The sequence below is a fragment of the Curtobacterium sp. BNK-1 genome (assembly GCF_048685235.1).
Classification (GTDB): domain Bacteria; phylum Pseudomonadota; class Gammaproteobacteria; order Enterobacterales; family Enterobacteriaceae; genus Pantoea; species Pantoea agglomerans.
Map to the genome: position 1 here is coordinate 2866750 of NZ_JBLQTJ010000001.1, position 18625 is coordinate 2885374.

The window sequence follows — 18625 nt, forward strand, 5'->3', positions numbered from 1 at the left end:
TGATTTGCTTAAACAAGTTAAGCGGTGCTCATCTGTAAAACGTCATAATGAATTTCATTATGTGTTCACTCGTGAGACTTGATATTTTTTTACGTCCGGAGACGCTGATATCAATCCTGCGAGTGCCCACACAGATTGTCTGATAAATTGTTAAAGAGCAGTGCGAACAGTGCGTTAGCGTCCTGTCGCGAGGTGGCGTATATTACGCTTTCCTCCTGCAGAGTCAACCTCTATTTCAGAAGTTTTTCTCCGGCGGCGCAGTCTCCTGTGCCTTCTGACCCGTTTTCCGTTTCCGGTTTGCCGTGTCAGTGGAGGCGCATTATAGGGAACGGCTCAGATAGCGCAAGTGCAAATTGAGACTTTTTTACTGACCGTTCATTTTGCACTCAAAAGGAGTATTAAATAAGCAAAAACCCCTCAAAAGGGCAAAAAAAACGGGCCAGAGGCCCGTTTTTCATTCCACACCCTTACTGATGTGCAGTAATGATGTTGTTCTCCACATCCATTTCGATGGTTTTGCCTGGCACCAGCGAACCGGCAAGGATCTGCTGAGCCAGCGGGTTCTCGATCTGCTGCTGTATCGCACGTTTCAGCGGACGTGCACCGTAGACCGGATCATACCCGTTCTCCGCCAGCAGTTTGATCGCATCATCAGAGATGTGCAGCTGATAACCCCGTTCATCCAGACGTTTGTACAGCCGCTGCAGCTGAATCTGCGCAATGGACGCAATATGTTTCTCAGCCAGCGGATGGAACACCACCACCTCATCAATACGGTTGACGAACTCAGGACGGAAATGCTGTCCGACCACACCCATCACGATATCTTTCATTTCCGGGTAACTGAGATTGCCGAACCGCTCCTGGATTAAATCTGATCCCAGGTTAGAGGTCATAATCACCACGCTGTTACGGAAATCGACCGTCCGGCCCTGCCCATCCGTCAGACGCCCATCATCCAGCACCTGCAGCAGAATGTTAAAGACATCAGGATGCGCTTTCTCTACTTCATCCAGCAGGATGACCGAATAAGGCCGACGGCGCACAGCTTCGGTCAGATAACCGCCCTCTTCATAGCCGACATAACCCGGAGGTGCACCCACCAGCCGTGATACTGAGTGTTTTTCCATAAATTCAGACATGTCGATACGAACCATCGCATCGTCACTGTCGAACAGGAAGTTAGCCAGCGCTTTACACAACTCCGTCTTACCGACCCCGGTTGGCCCCAGGAACAGGAAGGAACCGATAGGCCGGTTTGGATCAGAAAGGCCTGCGCGACTACGGCGAATAGCATTTGATACCGCCTCAACCGCTTCATCCTGTCCGATGACCCGGCCATGTAAGTCCTGCTCCATGCGCAGTAACTTATCGCGCTCACCTTCCATCATTCGTGCGACCGGAATACCGGTCCAGCGTGCCAGCACATCGGCAATCTCCACATCGGTTACCCGGTTACGCAGTAACTTCATGGTCTTGCCTTCCGCCTGAGTCGCTGCGGCTAGCTGTTTTTCCAGTGCCGGAATTTTACCGTACTGCAGCTCTGACATCTGAGCGAGGTCACCCTGGCGACGTGCCTGCTCTAAATTCAGACGCGCCTGCTCAAGTTCAGCTTTAATGTTCTGCGTGCCGGACAGCGAGGCTTTCTCTGTCTTCCACTCATCTTCCAGCTCGGCGTATTCGCGCTCTTTCTGGTTGAGCTCGGTTTCCAGCATTTCAAGACGCTTGATGCTGGCATCGTCCGCCTCTTTCTTCAGCGCCTGCTGCTCCAGCTTCAGCTGAATGATACGGCGCTCCAGGCGATCCAGTGATTCCGGCTTCGAGTCCATCTGCATACGAATGCTGGAAGCTGCCTCATCGATCAGGTCAATCGCTTTATCCGGCAGCTGCCGGTCAGCAATATAACGATGAGACAGGGTCGCCGCCGCGACAATCGCCGGGTCAGTGATTTGCACATGGTGATGCAGTTCATAACGCTCTTTCAGACCACGCAGAATGGCGATGGTATCTTCCACACTCGGCTCAGCCACAAAGACTTTCTGGAAACGACGCTCCAGCGCGGCATCTTTTTCAATGTACTGGCGATACTCATCAAGCGTAGTGGCACCCACACAGTGCAGTTCACCACGCGCCAGCGCAGGTTTAAGCATATTGCCGGCGTCCATCGCACCGTCCGCTTTACCGGCTCCCACCATGGTGTGCAGCTCGTCGATAAACAGAATGACGTTGCCTTCCTGTTTCGACAGGTCACTCAGTACGCCTTTCAGACGCTCTTCGAATTCACCGCGATATTTCGCCCCGGCCACCAGCGCACCCATATCCAGTGCCAGTACCCGACGTCCTTTCAGACCCTCAGGCACTTCACCATTGATGATGCGCTGCGCCAGCCCTTCGACAATCGCGGTTTTACCCACGCCAGGTTCACCAATCAGTACCGGGTTGTTTTTGGTACGGCGCTGCAGAACCTGGATGGTGCGGCGAATCTCTTCGTCACGACCGATGACCGGGTCGAGTTTGCCCTTCTCTGCCCGCTCGGTCAGGTCGATAGTGTATTTTTTTAAAGCCTGGCGCTGATCTTCAGCCCCCTGATCGTTCACGTTGTCTCCTCCCCGCATCTGTTCAATCGCACTGGTGATTTTTTCACGCGTTGCGCCCGCTGCTTTGAGCAGATCGGCCAGTGAGCCCCGCGATTCCAGGGCGGCCAGAACAAATAATTCGGATGAAATAAAGTTATCGTTGCGCTTCTGTGCCAGCTTGTCGCACAGGTTTAATACCCGGACGAGGTCAGATGAGGGTTGTACATCGCCTTCGCTGCCTTCAACTTGTGGCAGGCGATCAATAGCCTGCTCAACCTGAGCGCGAAATGGCGTAACGTCGACACCGGCCGAAGTCAGTAAAGGTGAAACCGATCCGCCTTCCTGTTTGAGCAATGCGCTCATCAGATGCAGAGGTTCGATGAATTGATTGTCGTGTCCCAGAGCGAGGGACTGCGCGTCGGCGAGAGCCAGCTGAAATTTATTAGTAAGACGATCCAGACGCATAATTCCTCCCATTACAGGTCAAAATGCTACTGGAGATTAAATGAGGTCATCCCTCAAAATTTCAAGGTTAATGACCTGAGATTTGAGTAAAAAATACGCTAACTGGACCGTCTTATGGCGTAAGGTTATAACAGCCAGATCAAAGTTGCCATACGCCCGGTGATCCCATCGCGGCGGAAAGAGAAGAAATCGTCGCGCTGCGTAAAGGTACAAAGGCTGCTGGCGCTGACTGAATTCACGCCCGCTGCCTGTAGTCGCATCTGCGCCAGCAGGCCGATGTCGGCGTAAAAGCGGTCACCTGATGGACGGAAAGCCTGCACAGCCCGGGGATCCTGAGCCATAAAGGCCTGACGGACTTCTTCGCCGACCTCAAACGCATCAGGTCCGATTGCCGGTCCAAGCCAGGCATGAATCTGATCAGGCGGCGAACGAAACTGCGCCAGCGTATTTTCCAGTACACCCGCACAAAGTCCGCGCCAGCCTGCATGTGCCGCCGCCACTTCCGTGCCATCCTGCGAACAGAACAGGACCGGCAGACAGTCAGCGGTCATGATGGCACAGACGACACCGGGCTGATCGGTAATACAGGCATCAGCACGTAATGGCGTACTTCCCCCTGCAGTCAGACGCACAACCTCAGTGCCATGAACCTGATCCAGCCACTGCGGCATGGCAGGTAAACCTGCCTCTTCCAACAGCAACTGCCGGTTACGCGCCACCGCATCCGGATTATCCCCCACATGCCCGCCGAGATTCAGTGCATCCCAGGGCGATGTGCTGATGCCGCCCTGTCGCTGCGTCGAGCAGGCCCGAACGCGTGACGGAGCGGGCCATTGAGGAGTAATCAGATTCATCACCAATTCAACTGGTCTTTAAATTCTTCAGTGTCTGCTTTTAACGCCGCGATGAGATCAACCATGTCCTGCGGAAGCGCAGCATGGAATTCCATTTCAATACCACTGATGGGGTGATAGAGGCGCAACATAGTGGCGTGCAGTGCCTGACGATCGAAACCGCGCAGCGTAGTAATAAATGCCTCTGACGCGCCTTTTGGCGGACGCGGACGGCCACCGTAAAGTGGATCGCCCACCAGCGGATGGCTGATGTGAGACATATGCACACGGATCTGGTGAGTACGACCGGTTTCCAGACGCAGGCGCAGACGGGTATGGGCCCGGAAGTGCTCCATGATGCGGTAATGAGTGACCGCCGGTTTACCCATTGGGTGTACCGCCATGTGGGTGCGTTTGGTTGAGTGACGGCTGATAGGCTGCTCAACGGTGCCGCCCGCAGTCATATTGCCAATCGCAACCGCTTCATATTCACGGGTGATTTCGCGACGCTGCAGCGAGTCCACCAGATGCGTCTGAGCCGGAACGGTTTTCGCGACCACCATTAAGCCGGTGGTGTCTTTATCCAGCCGGTGTACGATGCCCGCGCGCGGCACATCCATAATCGCCGGATAGTGATGAAGTAAGGCGTTTAACACCGTGCCATCCGGATTACCGGCGCCAGGGTGAACCACGAAGTCGCGTGGTTTGTTGATGACAATAATGTCTTCATCTTCATAAACGATGTCGAGTGACAGATTCTGCGGTTCCCAGCGCTGCGCCTCCTCGATCTCAGCGTCAATCGCGACCAGCTCGCCGCCCAGCACTTTTTCTTTGGGTGTATCGACCATGACGCCGTTTACAGTAACGCGACGATCGAGGATCCACTCTTTTATGCGAGAACGTGAATAATCAGGGAACAATTCCGCCAAAGTCTGATCTAAGCGTTGTCCGAGTTGTGATTCGGATACCGTTGCGGTGAGTTGAACTTGTTGTGCCATATACAGCTTCTTCGTTAACGTTGGGTTTTCACGGCGATGCCGTTTAATATAATGTGCTATCGTACCTGGTCATTACCGGGAGCTATACGGACAGCTTCCGCCATAACATTTGAGGATAATCACTTCGTCATGACGCGTATGAAACATCTGGTGGCTGCTGCCACACTGAGCCTGGCACTTGTTGGTTGTTCCGGCTCAAATGACGCGGTACCGGACAGCCCGCCTTCTGAAATCTATGCTACAGCGCAGCAAAAGCTGCAGGACGGTAACTTTAAAGCTGCGATTAAGCAACTGGAAGCGCTGGATAATCGTTATCCGTTCGGTCCTTATTCGCAGCAGGTGCAGCTGGATTTAATCTACGCGTACTATAAAAATGCCGATCTGCCCCTGGCGCAGGCTGCCATTGCTCGCTTTATGCGTCTGAACCCCACGCATCCGAACATTGATTATGTCATCTATATGAAAGGTCTGACGGACATGGCGCTGGATGACTCCGCGCTGCAGGGCTTCTTTGGTATTGATCGTTCTGACCGCGATCCGACGCACGCTCGTGATGCTTTCCGCGACTTTTCCCAGCTGCTGCGGAGTTACCCGAACAGCCAGTATGCGGCTGATGCTCAGAAACGCCTGGTCTATCTGAAAGACCGTCTGGCTAAATATGAGCTGTCAGTGGCGCAATTCTATACTAAGCGTGAGGCTTATGTCGCGGTTGTTAACCGTGTCGAAGGTATGATGCGCGATTATCCGGATACGCAGGCAACACACGATGCCCTGCCGCTGATGGAGAATGCTTACCGCAATCTGCAGCTGAACGCTGAAGCCGATAAAGTGGCGAAAATCATTGCAGCTAACAAAAGCTGATCGTTCGAAGGATTTTCAGCCATAAAAAAAGCAGCCTCTCAGGGCTGCTTTTTTTTGCTCACAGAACAGTCAGATTTGGATCTGTTCTCAGCGAGCTAACTCATCAAGCATGCCGTGTTAATCGTTTCGCTTCAAGCCATTTCGGCCAGTTTCTCTGCCTTTCTCACAGAATGTTGTGACTGACAAAAAGTGACATTTTTTCGTGATCGAAATCCCACATTGAACGCTTTTTCGCGCTATGCTGAGAAGACCAAGACGGAAATGACAGAGAGGTAAGAACGATGATTCTGAACATTACCAGTAAACAAATGGACATCACTCCGGCAATCCGAAGCCATGTTGAAGACCGTCTCGCCAAGCTCGAAAAATGGCAAACCGACCTGATTAATCCACATATTGTCCTTTCCAAAGAGCCCAAAGAATTCGTGGCTGACGCCACTATTAACACACCTAACGGGACTCTGGTGGCCAGCGCCAAGCACGATGATATGTATACCGCTATCAACGATTTGATTGCCAAGCTCGAGCGTCAGCTGAATAAAGTTCAGCACAAGTCTGAAGCACGCCGCGCCAGTGCCAGCGTGAAAGACATCATTCCCGCCGACGAAGAGTCCTGATTTTCTTAACGCTGTTTCTTAACGCGCCTGCGGGCGCGTTTTTTATTGACAGCTTTTAAGCAGTACGGTTACTCTCAGGTCACTCTCTTTTCGGACATAACAATGAAACCTGATCTGTTTTTCTTCGCTTTCTTTTTTACCTTCCCCTGAACGGGAGGCCATTCGTCGTGTGAAAATGAAAGCGAAGACGAACACAGAAGCCTCCCAACCGGGAGGCTTTTTTTTTGGATAGCATACAGGTGAGCCCTATGAATCCCGATAATCCATTGCTGGCGCTACGCGATAAAATCAGCGCCGTGGATAAAAAACTTCTGACGCTGCTGGCCGAGCGTCGTTTGCTGGCAGTGGAAGTTGCACAAGCGAAACTGGCGACGCATCGCCCGATTCGGGATGTGGAGCGCGAACGCGCGCTACTGGAGAATCTCATCGTACTGGGTAAGGCACACAACCTGGATGCGCACTACATCACCCGTCTGTTCCAGCTGGTAATTGAAGATTCCGTGCTGACTCAGCAAGCGCTGCTGCAAAAAAACCTCAACCATCCCCATGCGCATGCCGCCCGTATCGCCTTCCTGGGCCCGAAAGGCTCTTACTCGCATCTTGCAGCACGCAACTACGCGTCGCGCCATTTCGATAGCATGGTGGAATGTGGCTGCCTGAAGTTTCACGACATCATCAAACAGGTCGAAAATGGCGTAGCTGATTACGCCGTGATGCCGATTGAGAATACCAGTTCAGGCTCGATCAACGATGTCTACGATCTGCTGCAACAGACCAGCCTCTCAATCGTGGGCGAGCTGACATTGCCTATCGACCACTGCGTGCTGGTGAATGGCCCCACCGATCTTCAGCAGATTGAGACGGTTTACAGCCATCCTCAACCGTTCCAGCAGTGCAGCCAGTTTATTAATCGTTTCCCGCACTGGAAAATCGAATACACCGAGAGTACCGCGGCAGCGATGGAGAAAGTGGCTGCGCTCAACTCACCTAAGGTGGCGGCGCTGGGCAGTGAGGCCGGCGGCGAACTGTATCAGCTGCAGGTGCTGGAACGTAATCTGGCGAATCAGCAGCAGAATCACACCCGCTTTATCGTGCTGGCCCGCAAAGCAATCGAGGTTTCCGACCAGGTGCCAGCGAAAACCACGCTGATTATGGCAACCGGCCAGCAGGCGGGTGCGCTGGTCGACGCGCTGCTGGTGCTGCGTCAGCACAACCTGATTATGAGCAAGCTGGAGTCCCGCCCGATTAATGGTAATCCGTGGGAAGAGATGTTTTACATAGATGTGCAGGGCAACCTGCAATCAGAGCGGATGCAGCAGGCGCTGCAGGAATTACAGACCATGACCCGCTCTCTGAAGGTACTGGGCTGTTACCCCAGCGAAAATGTGGTGCCCGCTGAACCTGGCGAATAAAAAGAAGAAAAAAGGCATCCAACTGGATGCCTTTTTCATTGATGGATGGCTGTCATTTATGGGCGGCTGTCATTGGCCGATCGCAACAGGCTTCGGCTTTCGACCAGGAAGCGTTTTGCGTGATCGCCAAACCACTGTTCAACCCGGTTAAAGCTGCCGATAAACGCCTGCTTGTCGCCCTGCTCCAGCAGCGCAATCGCTTCACCAAACCGCTGGTAATAGCGTTTTATCAGCGCCAGATTACTCTCTGAAGACATGATGATATCCGCATAGAGTTGCGGATCCTGAGCGAACAACCGCCCCACCATCGCCAGTTCAAGCCGGTAAATGGGCGACGAGAGCGCCAGCAGCTGATCCAGATTGACGTTCTCTTCGGCTAAATGCAGACCATAAGCGAAGGTAGCAAAGTGACGCAGCGCCTGAATGAATGCCATGTTCTGGTCATGCTCAACAGCGCTGATACGATGCAGACGCGCACCCCAGACCTGAATCTGCTCCAGGAACCACTGATACGCTTCCGGTTGTCTTCCATCACACCAGACCACCACCTGTTTTGCCAGGCTGCCGCTGTCCGGGCCAAACATCGGATGCAGACCCAGCACAGGCCCGTTATGGGCAGCCAGCATTGCCTGCAGAGGCCGGTTTTTGACCGACGCCAGATCGACCAGAATACAATCTTCCGGCAGTGGTGGCAGTTGGGCAATCACCTGCTCGGTCAGGTGAATCGGCACGCTAATGATCACCATTCCGGCATCGCTGAGCAGAGTCTCAGCCTGAGGCCAGTCCTCTTTATCCAGCGTTTTAACCGTGTAGCCTGATAGCCCGAGCATTTTTTCAAACAGCCGGCCCATCTGGCCCTTACCACCGACAATCACCACCGGGCGCAGTTCAGGACAGAGGGTTTTAAAGCCTTTATCATTCTCGCTGGTATAAGATTCCCGCATCACGCGACGCAGCACATCCTCAATCAGATCCGGTGGGACGCCGAGCGCTTCGGCCTCTTTACGACGGGAAGCCAGCATCGTCGCTTCACGCTCAGGCACATAGATAGGCAGGCCGTAACGGCTCTTCACCTCACCTACCTCGGCCACCAGTTCCAGTCGCTTAGCCAGCAGATCCAGCAGCGCTTTATCAACACTGTCAATTTGATCGCGTAACGCGGTCAGTTCAGCCACCATTGCTCTTACACCTCTTGTGACAGACGCGCCGACAGCACTCCCTGCAGATCCTGATGCATTTCACGCAGCAACGTTTCGGTCACTTCCCAGTTGATGCATGCATCGGTTACGGAAACACCATACTTCATTTCGCTGCGTGGCTGCTCAGAAGACTGGTTACCTTCATTGATATGGCTTTCCAGCATCAAACCAATGATTGAACGGTTCCCGTCTTTGATCTGCGCAATAGCGGATTCCGCTACGCCAGGCTGACGGCTGTAGTCTTTATTCGAATTACCATGGCTGCAATCTATCATTAAGGCCGGACGCAGTCCCGCCTTGAGCATCTCTTTTTCACACTGCGCGACATCTTCAGGACCGTAGTTCGGCGCTTTGCCGCCACGCAGGATCACGTGACCATCCGGATTGCCCTGAGTCTGCAGCAGGCAGACCTGACCGGCCTGATTAATCCCGACAAAACGGTGTGGCATTGCGGCAGCACGCATGGCGTTGATTGCCGTTCCCAGGCTGCCATCGGTGCCATTTTTAAAGCCTACCGGCATCGACAGGCCCGATGCCATTTCACGGTGCGTCTGAGATTCAGTGGTACGTGCGCCAATGGCAGACCAGCTGAACAGGTCGCCCAGATATTGCGGACTATTGGGATCCAGCGCTTCAGTGGCCAGAGGCAAACCCATTTCAACCAGGTTCACCAGCAGCTGGCGCGCAATGTGCAGACCCGCTTCCATATCAAACGAGTTATCCATGAAAGGATCGTTGATCAGCCCTTTCCAGCCGACGGTGGTACGAGGTTTTTCAAAATAGACGCGCATCACGATAAAGAGCTGATCTTTCAGCTGTTCAGAAAGGGTTTGCAGACGACGAGCATAGTCCAGTGCCACTTCGGTATCGTGAATTGAGCAGGGTCCGCACACTACCAGCAGACGCGGATCGCGGCCGGCAATAATGTCAGAGATGGTCTGGCGCGACGCCGCGACCTGATCCTGCTGTTCAGTGGTCAGTGGAAACTTCGCTTTCAGCTCTTCAGGCGTGATTAATACCTGTTCACCGGCGATATGCACATTGTTCAGCGCGTCTTTTTGCATGATGGCGATCCTTTGGCTCGTATTGGCAGTCATGGACTCCTCACTGAGGAATGCAAATACTGTATCACAGGCAATACATAGCGCAATATTATATGTACAGTTTTATTACCACGGATGAAGAAGGGTGCGAAATATACTTAAAATAAAAAATAAAATCATACATATAATAAAAACCTCAATCACAAAAAACCAAAGACAATTGTACAAATAAGTTTACAGTTAAGGTTATTGCCTTTCTTCTACCCACAGGCAGAATAAAAGAATCATTCTGTTCGCGCTGAGAGAGTTATGTACCCATCACCACAAAATATTTATCTGCGACCTTTTGAGCTCAGCGACGTATCTGCGTTTACCACTGCGGTTAATGCCTCGCTGGATAGCCTTATCCCATGGATGGTCTGGGCGCATCACGATTATCAGCCTCATGAAGCAGAAAGCTGGATCCGCTTTACCCACTGGCAACGGATGAAAGAGGAAGCGGAAGAGTTTGCCATCGTTGATCAGCATGACCAGCTGCTGGGGGGCGCAGGAATACGCTTTGCCCGTCATCCGGGTGACACCAGCGCAATTGGCTACTGGGTTCGCAGTGATGCACAGCGTCAGGGCATCGCCAGCCGCGCGGTGGCCGCGTTGCTGCCGCTGGGGTTTTCACGCCCAGAGACCCGGGTGATTGAGATTCTGGCAGCAGAGGATAACCTGGCCAGTCGGGGCGTGGCTGAGAAGTGCGGTGGTCAGTTCATTGGCTGTCGCTATGGCCTGATCGTATTAGAGGAAGGGCCGGTTAATACCGCGATTTATCATTTTCAGCGGCCGGACGACGGTTAACTGCAGGCAGTAAGGTTGACTGTGACATAAAAAAGGGGCTGGCAGATGCCAACCCCTTGTTTGCTATTAACTTTTAGATGTCGCGTTAGCGATACCTTAGTTAAGACGCTTTTTCAAGACACCATTGTTAAATAAGCTTTTTATTTATAAAACAGTTGGTTAACTCTATGTCTGGTGCAACCAAATGCGAACACGTACAAGCTGGGTAGTCAATTTGTGGACATCAAACTTGTCAGAGGATTAAGCGCCGCCGCTTCTTCTAAATGGTCTGGAGCAAAATGAGCATACTTCATGGTTTCACGGATGTTAGCGTGACCGAGTATTCTTTGAAGCACCAGAATGTTGCCACCGTTCATCATAAAATGGCTGGCAAAAGTGTGCCGTAGCACATGGGTCTTCTGACCTTCTATAAGCTGGATCGTAGTAGTAGCCAGCATCTTCTTGAAGTCCTGATAGCATGGCTTAAACATCCTGCCCTGCCTTTCCTTTAGCTCGTCATAAAGCCATGCCTGGATAGGAACCGTTCTGTTTTTACCGCCTTTAGTTTTAAAGAATGAAAGTTTATTAGGTGATAGCTGTGAACGGGTCAAGGTTTCCGCTTCAGTCCAGCGCGCACCAGTAGCCAGGCAAACTTTGCATATCATCTTTAAATCTGGCTTTCCGTAAAGCTCGCAGCCATTCAGAAGTTCTGTGATCTGCCTTAAGGTAAGCCAGGACATTTCCTTTTCGTCTTCCCGGAATGTCCTGACACCTTCCAGTGGGTTAGGTAAAGACCATTCCCCTAATCGCTTCAGTTCATTGAAAACAGCGGCAAGATAGTTTTGTTCTCTGTTGACAGTAATAGGCTTTACTTTCCACTTTGTTTCATCGTCGTGATAGCCATTAGAAATTTTACCCTTCAAGCGCTGGTCACGATAATGCGCCCAATCTTTTGCCGTCAATTGAGAAGCTATCGGATCACCTAGTCCGGCACACACAATATCTAATTTAGCCTTACGAGATTTGACGGCCTTGAGTGACTGCCCATGCAGAGAATCCCAGAGATTTATCAGCTCACTAAGCTTGCGGCGATCCTCCTTCTCTTTTATCCACGGTTTGTTTCCGGCCTCAGCGCGCGTGTAATCTTCAAAAGCTACCGCTTCACCTTTTGTCGCAAAGCTTTTCCTGACACGTCGACTGCCGCGCCCATCTAAATAAAAATCAGCTATCCATTCACCAGAAACAAGTTTCTTTATTGCCACCAAATCACCTGCTGTTTTTCAATTCTTGAACAAATGCGGCTAAACCTGGATTTCCTCTGTCGGAATAGCAACAAGCGCGGAATGACTCAGCCCACTGATAACCATCGTTCTGGAATAAATCATCTGAATTGTCAATGCCAGCATATTGGCTTGAAAGTTTTAAAGCTTTTTCTCTGCTAAGAGAAAAAGTGAATGCGTATTTAGGAGCAGGTGTATATTTATGGGTTTGAACATCTAATTCTCTAGGTAGCACAGTTACTTTGATCGTATTAGCTGGAGTCTGAAACAACACTCGGTAAGCAGCGTAGACAGCTGCTTTATTAGCCTCATACTTAATATTTCTTTCAACGTCACCTTTGAAAATGGTAGGTAAAATTTGTACATGCAAAGGTTTTTTACTCAGAACCTTATAAGAGCCGTTCTCTGGTGGATAGTCATTGTGATCTTCCATCATGGCTTTCGAATCTTTGAACATCTCAGGAGCAGCCCAAGCAGAGTGAGCAAAGGCAGCAAAACAGCAAATTGTGAGAGCTATTTTAATTTTCATAATGACCTAGTTATTTTCCATCAGTGTGAGATAAACCATTCCGACGCATTCAACATCTTCTATCTTACAATCAAAATTAGATGATGAATTTTTAATATTTATCTTGTTTCCTGGAATTCGGGATACTGTATAAACATCATTCACTCCATCAATATTTATTAACCATAATCCATTACCTATAGCTTTCACTTCTAGATCTACAATCCATTTATTACTCCCCTTTTCCACTAACGCTGGGTTATTCACCGTTTCTGCAATCAGACTAGGGTCGCATACCCATAAGCCTGTCTTGTTTAGCTCACCGTTAAAGAGGGAATATTTTTCAATCGTTACAATTTCACTGGATGACATTTGTTCACAATTGTTCCGCGCAATCATTTCACCAATGCCAGTAGCAAGCCATCTTAGAGAAACGCCAGTATCCAACGCACAGGTTATGACAACGTCGCCTGGGAAATAGTCGCGACGAACCCACGCACTCATTGTGCCGGAGGGAATCCCTAACAAGTCTCCAAGTTCTTTCTGCATGGTAAACCCGTAAGCATGCAGAATCCTCTGAACCACTTGCTTTCCGCCATTAGCTAAAAGCTGCTCGTACAATTCTTTCCCTTTAGTAAAATCATGCGGAGCTGCCTTTAATCTTACATTTTCAAGTTCGCCTGAAATTAGCCACTTCAAGTCCGCACCAGTATCTATAGCGCACTGGATAATGTAGTCACCGGGCAAGCTGCTTCTTGCAACCCAATTATTGATAGTTGGTAAGGGGATCTGCAAAAGATCAGCAAGCTCAGGTCTTGATCTAACACCATAAGAACTAAGGATTCTTTCTAAAATCTCTTTTGCATCACCTAAAGCGTTAGACATGATTCCCTCAAATATTCCATAGGGGTTACTTTACAATCACTCAATTGGATCATATCATCCACCCCGCAAGCCAAAATGCACGCCAATGCACTACAAAAGCTACCAACTGGAGATAATCCCCGATGACCAATCAAATTACAATACCTAGCGGCCCCGATCTGATGACCTATGAACAGTTCGCACAGGCTTATGGCTACAGCCTTCGCACCGTGAAGCAGATGGTTGAAGACGGTGATCTGCTTGTTATGCCACGTAAAAAAGTTGGTGGTGCCGCACGCATCAACATGGTTGCCTTCCGCGCGCGTTTGCTCGCTCAAGGTGTCAATTGCCGCTACGTCGCTGCGTAACAACTTAATTATTTAAGTTGAGCAAAGGAATGACCATGTTTGATTTTAAAACTTCCACCCATAGCCACTATGACGACGCCTGCCGCAAGTTTGCGCTGTCCCACAATATGGTGAAGCTGGCCCAGCAAGCTGACATGAAAGTGCAGACTCTTCGTAACAAACTGAATCCTGATCAGGTGCATCAGCTGACCGTTCCAGAAGTGCTGTTGCTTACTGATCTGACCGAAGACGCAACGCTGATGGATGGGATGCTGGCGCAGCTGCACTGTCTGCCATGTGTTCCTGTCAATGAACATGCCGCTGAAAAATTTCCGGCTTACGTGCTCAATGCTTCCGCCCAGGTCGGGACGCTTGCTGCCAGTGCTGCTAATCACGCCAGCATTACCACCTCATGCCGTCGCGGGATTGTTGAAGCTGCTAATACCGGCATTCGCTGCATGATGCTGGCGGCGCTCGCTGTCCAGAATCGCGTCCACTCTAACCCTGCGCTGTCGGGTACTGCTGATGTGTTAAGTGGTATCGGTGCATCTATCGGGATGGTGTGAAATATGGCCTTTTCAGTAGCTCCGCTTCTGAAGCGGCAAAGCCCGTCCCACGCATACGGCCACGGCTGGATTGCGGCAGATAAGGGCAGGCGCTGGCATCCGGCAATTTCACAGGCCGAACTGCTGGCAGGATTAACCGCTAAGAGGAAAGAAATATGGGTTACAAAGCTGAGAGTATCACTGTTCAGATGAACGCGGGGCAGCGTGCAAGTGCGCTTAATCATATCTCTGCGCTTCGTACCATGATGTACGGCGATTGCAGCCACGAACTCAAACGCTTTATCGCAGATATGCGTAATAAGTGTGATGAAAAGGCTGAGCAGAATGGCCGCGCACTGAGCGCTATTTTCTTTTTGGCGAATATCAGCAAAGAACGTCACAACGTTGATTTCAGTGAACTGACGAGTGACGAAGTAACGGCGCTGATTAGTGCAATGAACCACTTTCGTGCAGTCGTGAGTTTATTTCCAAAGAATCTGACGTTACCTAATTAATTAACCCAACGAAATTAAATGGCGTAAACCCGCCGGGCAATCTTTTGCCCGAATTTAGGAGAAAGAGAAATGCGAAATATCCAGACCCGTAATTTTAAAGCTGATGAGGACGCGCTGGCCGTCCTGCTGAGTAAGGCCAAAACCGAACAGCGTAGTGATGATGCGCTGTCCGTTTCTATCCGCCTGGCCGCACTGGCAATTCATGCCCGTAAAAATGAAATGTCCGCAGCGGAAATCATCGAGTTGCTGGACAAAGAGGCGGAACGCTTTGAGAACCAGGCGCAGGAGCTGCACTGATGGCTGACTCAATGGATCTGGTACAGCAGCGCGTGCAGGAAGAGCTGGCGCGCAATCTGGCTAACGCTACTCACCGCCCGGCAGGGGCGAGTGAGTTTTTCTGCCTGTCGTGCGGCGAAGAAATCCCGGAGAAGCGCCGCCGCGCACTGCCGGGCGTTTCCCTCTGCGTAACCTGCAAAGAAGTCAGTGAGCTTAAAAGTGCGCATTACAAAGGTGCGGCATTATGAAAACCATCCTTAAATGGGCTGGCAGCAAGTCCGGCCTGATGTCTGAACTGATTAAGCACCTGCCCTCCGGTGATCGTCTGGTTGAGCCGTTTGCCGGTTCATGTGCGGTCATGATGAATACGGATTACCCGGCCTATCTGGTGGCGGATGTTAATCCCGATCTCATCAACCTCTATCGTCAGGTTAAAGAGCATACGCGCCCGTTTATTGTCGTGGCGTTATCGCTCTTTAATCAGAACAAAACGGAAGAGAGTTATTATCAGGTCCGCGAAGACTTTAACTTCAACGCGGCACTGCCACTGCTGGAACGCGCTGCGCAATTCCTCTACCTGAACCGCCACGGCTACCGTGGCCTTTGCCGTTATAACAAACGCGGTGAATTCAATAATCCCTACGGCAATTATAAAGAGCCATATTTCCCGCTGGTCGAAATCGAAGCGTTTGCCGCGAAGGCTCAGCGCGCGACGTTTGAATGTCTGGGGTACAGCGAAACCCTGAACATGGTCCGTGCCGGTGATGTCGTTTACTGCGATCCGCCATATCACGGCACGTTTACCGCTTATCACACAGAAGGGTTCAGCGAAGATGATCAGCACTCGCTGGCCTGCATCCTGCTGGGTATCTCTGAACGTAACCCGGTCATCGTTTCAAACAGCGACACAATGTTTACCCGCAGTATCTTCCGCGAATTTGACCTGACAAAAGTCACTGCTGCTCGCTCTGTTGGCGTGGCCGCCGGTGAAAGTAAGCGCGCATCCGAAATCATCGCAGTGCGTCACATGAGTTTGGTGGTGTAATGACTCAGGTCTTCGCATATCCCTGGAATGCACCTAAAAAGGCAATCAATCCACAGCTGGACCCGGCGGAAGTTGCGCCGGTGTCCGCGCTTTCAAACCTGATCAGTCTTTATGCTGCAGATAACGAGCAGGAGCAGCTGCGCCGTGAGGCAATGAGTGATGAGGTTTGGGACCGCTACTTTTTCAACGAGTCCCGAGATCCTGTCCAGCGCGAAATTGTGCAGGACAGAATTGTCAGCCGGGCAAAGATGGCCCGCGAACAGCAGCAACACAATCCCGATCTGGTTATCGTGGCCGATGTAAGCGCCCAGCCTTCGCACATCAGTAAGCCTCTCATGGAGCGCATTAAGTTTTTCCACAATCTCGGCAGGCCACAGGCTTATTCCCGTTACCTGCGCGAAACCATCCGCCCCTGCCTTGAAAGACTAGCCCGCGTGCGCGAAAGCCAGATTTCAGTCTCATTCCGTTTTATGGCCGGTCATGACGGGCTTGACGGCCTGCTGGCGTTGCCTGAAATGAATCAGAATCAGGTCAAGCGTTTATCTACGCTGGTCGCTGCGCACATGAGCATGTGTCTTGATAAGGCCAGCGGCCATCTGTTTGTCAGTGATGACGTGACGCCGGAGCAGGTCCGCCAGGCATGGGAGATTGTTGCAGCAGAAGCGATGCGCCTGGACGTAACCCCCCCGGCTTTTGAGCAGCTGCGCGGCAAAAAGCGCCGCCGCAAGCCCGTGCCCTATGATCTGATCCCACCCTCGCTGGCCCGTATGCTTTGCGCGGACTGGTGGTATCGTAAGCTGTGGCAGCTGCGCTGTGAATGGCGTGAAGAGCAGCTGCGCGCTGTCTGCCTGGTCAACAAAAAAGCGTCTCCATACGTCAGCTTTGAAGCGGTGATCCATAAGCGTGAGCAGCGCCGTAAGTCTCTGGAGTTCTTCCGTTCACATGAGATGGTCAGCGATCAAGGTGATACGCTGGATATGGAAGATGTGGTAAATGCCAGCAACAGCAATCCGGCACACCGCCGCAATGAAATGATGGCCTGCGTTAAAGGGCTGGAGCTTATCGCGGAAATGCGCGGCGACTGCGCCATGTTTTACACCATCACTTGCCCGTCGCGCTTCCACGCCACCCTTAACAACGGCAGGCCCAATCCGAAGTGGACCACGGCCACGGTACGCCAGAGCAGTGATTATCTGGTGGATACCTTTGCCGCCTTCCGTAAGGCTATGCACAAAACCGGTATGCGCTGGTATGGCGTGCGGGTTGCAGAGCCGCATCACGACGGCACCGTACACTGGCACCTGCTGTGCTTCATGCGCAAAAAAGAGCGCCGTTCAGTCACCGCACTGCTGCGCAAATTCGCCATTCGCGAAGATCGCGAAGAGCTTGGCAGCAATACCGGGCCACGCTTTAAAGCTGAGCTGATTAACCCGCGCAAAGGTTCACCGACCAGTTATATCGCTAAATACGTCAGTAAAAATATTGATGGCCGTGGCCTGTCTGATGAAATCAGTGCAGAAACAGGTAAATCACTGCGTGACAGCGCGGAGAACGTCGGGGCGTGGGCGTCACTTCATCGCGTTCAGCAGTTCCGCTTCTTTGGCATTCCGGGCCGTCAGGCTTACCGGGAGCTGCGGCTGCTTGCCGGTCAGGCGTTGAGAAATCAGAGCGATAAAAAAGCCGGTGCGCCGGTGCTTGAAAACGCTCAGCTGGACGCCGTGCTGGCCGCTGCAGATGTGGGCTGCTTTGCCACCTACATCATGAAGCAGGGCGGCGTGCTGGTTCCACGTAAACATCACATCGTCAGAACTGCTTACGAGCTTAACGACGAGCCAACCCCTTACGGCGATCACGGCACCCGCATTTATGGCATCTGGTCCCCGTTAGTGGCGGGCCGTATCTGCACGCACGCAACAAAGTGGAAGATGGTCCGTAAGGCCGTTGACGTTCAGGAGGCGACAGCCGACCAGGGCGCTAGCGCCCCTTGGACTCGTGGCAATAACTGTCCCCCTGATGAAAAACTGAACATTTCAGGGGGCAATCCGGTATCTGTTGAACCTATTGAACCAGGTGAAACGCCTCTGTATGGCCCGGCAGGCTTTGACAATATGACCAGAAAACAGCGCCGGGATCTGCTGGCGCGTCTTCGGGTGGTGAAGCCGCGCCAGAAGCAGAGTTATAAGCAGGTAATTGACGATGTCCAGCGGGCTGCTCTTGTTGCAGAGCTGAAAACGAGGGGCTTTACAGGTGAAGAAAATGAAATAAATCTGCTTTTATGCGGTGGCAGTCTCAATTCAGGCGCTGGGATGCGCATTTTCTATAAGAACGGGCGGTTGCAGGAAGATGATAAATGGCGTCAATGGATCTGAACTAACACAGCTGCCATAAGCGAAGCCGTTAGTCAGGAGAAAGCAAG

21 protein-coding genes and 1 other annotated feature are annotated in these 18625 nt (G+C 51.6%); of the genes, 13 read left to right on the forward strand and 8 right to left on the reverse strand.

Annotated elements, in window-relative coordinates; translation table 11 throughout:
* Positions 1-467: 467 nt before the first annotated feature.
* The 3 genes from clpB to rluD all read right to left on the reverse strand — a co-directional run bounded on the left by clpB (position 468) and on the right by rluD (position 4872).
* On the reverse strand, positions 468-3041 hold the full coding sequence (gene clpB, locus ACMGGP_RS13480) for an ATP-dependent chaperone ClpB (RefSeq protein WP_010248436.1): 2574 nt from the start codon (positions 3039-3041) through the stop codon (positions 468-470).
* Positions 3042-3166: 125 nt separating this feature from the next.
* Positions 3167-3895, reverse strand: coding sequence for a purine nucleoside phosphorylase YfiH (yfiH, locus tag ACMGGP_RS13485; protein ID WP_033758682.1), 729 nt, complete (start codon positions 3893-3895; stop codon positions 3167-3169).
* Complete coding sequence (gene rluD, locus ACMGGP_RS13490; RefSeq protein WP_498798535.1) at positions 3895-4872, reverse strand: 23S rRNA pseudouridine(1911/1915/1917) synthase RluD; 978 nt, start codon at positions 4870-4872, stop codon at positions 3895-3897. The genes yfiH and rluD overlap by 1 nt, the downstream gene beginning before the upstream one ends.
* A 129-nt stretch (positions 4873-5001) precedes the next feature.
* Here rluD and bamD point away from each other — a divergent pair, with 129 nt between their 5' ends.
* The 4 genes from bamD (at position 5002) to pheA (ending at position 7762) form a co-directional block, all read left to right on the forward strand.
* Positions 5002-5733 carry an outer membrane protein assembly factor BamD gene (bamD, locus tag ACMGGP_RS13495; protein WP_010248444.1) on the forward strand — a complete coding sequence of 244 codons (732 nt, stop codon included), beginning with the start codon at positions 5002-5004 and terminating at the stop codon, positions 5731-5733.
* Positions 5734-6014: 281 nt separating this feature from the next.
* Positions 6015-6350: a ribosome-associated translation inhibitor RaiA gene (gene raiA / locus ACMGGP_RS13500; RefSeq protein ID WP_003849030.1), complete on the forward strand. Its 336-nt coding sequence runs from the start codon at positions 6015-6017 to the stop codon at positions 6348-6350.
* A 101-nt stretch (positions 6351-6451) separates the two neighbouring features.
* Positions 6452-6576, forward strand: a sequence feature (Phe leader region).
* Positions 6453-6500, forward strand: coding sequence for a pheA operon leader peptide PheL (gene pheL, locus ACMGGP_RS13505; RefSeq protein WP_193555295.1), 48 nt, complete (start codon positions 6453-6455; stop codon positions 6498-6500). Its footprint overlaps the feature before it by 48 nt.
* A 22-nt stretch (positions 6577-6598) precedes the next feature.
* Positions 6599-7762 (forward strand): bifunctional chorismate mutase/prephenate dehydratase, encoded by a 1164-nt coding sequence (gene pheA, locus ACMGGP_RS13510; protein WP_010248448.1) that lies wholly within the window; start codon positions 6599-6601, stop codon positions 7760-7762.
* A gap of 56 nt (positions 7763-7818) precedes the next feature.
* Here the strand turns inward: pheA and tyrA are convergent, their stop codons facing one another.
* Positions 7819-8940, reverse strand: a complete 1122-nt coding sequence (tyrA, locus tag ACMGGP_RS13515) for a bifunctional chorismate mutase/prephenate dehydrogenase (RefSeq protein ID WP_132499446.1) — start codon at positions 8938-8940, stop codon at positions 7819-7821.
* Positions 8941-8945: 5 nt separating this feature from the next.
* On the reverse strand, positions 8946-10025 hold the full coding sequence (locus ACMGGP_RS13520) for a 3-deoxy-7-phosphoheptulonate synthase (protein ID WP_010672116.1): 1080 nt from the start codon (positions 10023-10025) through the stop codon (positions 8946-8948).
* Between the two features lie 288 nt (positions 10026-10313).
* On the opposite strand from ACMGGP_RS13520, the gene ACMGGP_RS13525 reads away from it, so the two are divergent.
* Complete coding sequence (locus ACMGGP_RS13525) at positions 10314-10850, forward strand: GNAT family N-acetyltransferase (RefSeq protein ID WP_010248470.1); 537 nt, start codon at positions 10314-10316, stop codon at positions 10848-10850.
* Positions 10851-11059: 209 nt separating this feature from the next.
* On the opposite strand, the gene ACMGGP_RS13530 is transcribed toward ACMGGP_RS13525, so the two are convergent.
* From ACMGGP_RS13530 to ACMGGP_RS13540, 3 genes are read right to left on the reverse strand one after another with little or no spacing between them, the layout of a single operon-like run.
* Positions 11060-12091, reverse strand: coding sequence for a phage integrase (locus tag ACMGGP_RS13530; protein WP_498798536.1), 1032 nt, complete (start codon positions 12089-12091; stop codon positions 11060-11062).
* A 4-nt stretch (positions 12092-12095) separates the two neighbouring features.
* The gene (locus ACMGGP_RS13535; RefSeq protein ID WP_143991549.1) at positions 12096-12638 is read right to left on the reverse strand and encodes a hypothetical protein; all 543 of its coding nucleotides are present in this window, start codon (positions 12636-12638) and stop codon (positions 12096-12098) included.
* Positions 12639-12644: 6 nt separating this feature from the next.
* Complete coding sequence (locus tag ACMGGP_RS13540) at positions 12645-13502, reverse strand: helix-turn-helix domain-containing protein (protein WP_495919330.1); 858 nt, start codon at positions 13500-13502, stop codon at positions 12645-12647.
* Between the two features lie 122 nt (positions 13503-13624).
* On the opposite strand from ACMGGP_RS13540, the gene ACMGGP_RS13545 reads away from it, so the two are divergent.
* The 8 genes from ACMGGP_RS13545 to ACMGGP_RS13580 all read left to right on the forward strand — a co-directional run bounded on the left by ACMGGP_RS13545 (position 13625) and on the right by ACMGGP_RS13580 (position 18578).
* Positions 13625-13849, forward strand: a complete 225-nt coding sequence (locus ACMGGP_RS13545) for a QIAIP family phage-derived DNA-binding protein (protein ID WP_064690411.1) — start codon at positions 13625-13627, stop codon at positions 13847-13849.
* 35 nt (positions 13850-13884) lie between these two features.
* Positions 13885-14394 (forward strand): phage regulatory CII family protein, encoded by a 510-nt coding sequence (locus ACMGGP_RS13550; RefSeq protein ID WP_498798537.1) that lies wholly within the window; start codon positions 13885-13887, stop codon positions 14392-14394.
* Between the two features lie 3 nt (positions 14395-14397).
* Positions 14398-14586, forward strand: a complete 189-nt coding sequence (locus ACMGGP_RS13555; protein ID WP_498798538.1) for a phage filamentation protein Fil family protein — start codon at positions 14398-14400, stop codon at positions 14584-14586.
* Entirely contained in the window at positions 14550-14888 is a 339-nt protein-coding gene (locus ACMGGP_RS13560) for a DUF5347 family protein (protein ID WP_498798539.1), read from the forward strand. The genes ACMGGP_RS13555 and ACMGGP_RS13560 overlap by 37 nt, the downstream gene beginning before the upstream one ends.
* A gap of 69 nt (positions 14889-14957) precedes the next feature.
* Positions 14958-15185, forward strand: coding sequence for a DUF2732 family protein (locus ACMGGP_RS13565; RefSeq protein ID WP_449300141.1), 228 nt, complete (start codon positions 14958-14960; stop codon positions 15183-15185).
* A complete protein-coding gene (locus ACMGGP_RS13570; RefSeq protein WP_202940020.1) occupies positions 15185-15412 on the forward strand; it encodes a TraR/DksA family transcriptional regulator in 228 nt (75 codons plus the stop codon). The genes ACMGGP_RS13565 and ACMGGP_RS13570 overlap by 1 nt, the downstream gene beginning before the upstream one ends.
* Positions 15409-16209 carry a DNA adenine methylase gene (locus tag ACMGGP_RS13575; RefSeq protein WP_498798540.1) on the forward strand — a complete coding sequence of 267 codons (801 nt, stop codon included), beginning with the start codon at positions 15409-15411 and terminating at the stop codon, positions 16207-16209. Before ACMGGP_RS13570 ends, ACMGGP_RS13575 begins: the two co-directional genes overlap by 4 nt.
* Positions 16209-18578 (forward strand): replication endonuclease, encoded by a 2370-nt coding sequence (locus ACMGGP_RS13580; protein WP_498798541.1) that lies wholly within the window; start codon positions 16209-16211, stop codon positions 18576-18578. Before ACMGGP_RS13575 ends, ACMGGP_RS13580 begins: the two co-directional genes overlap by 1 nt.
* Positions 18579-18625 lie beyond the last annotated feature (47 nt).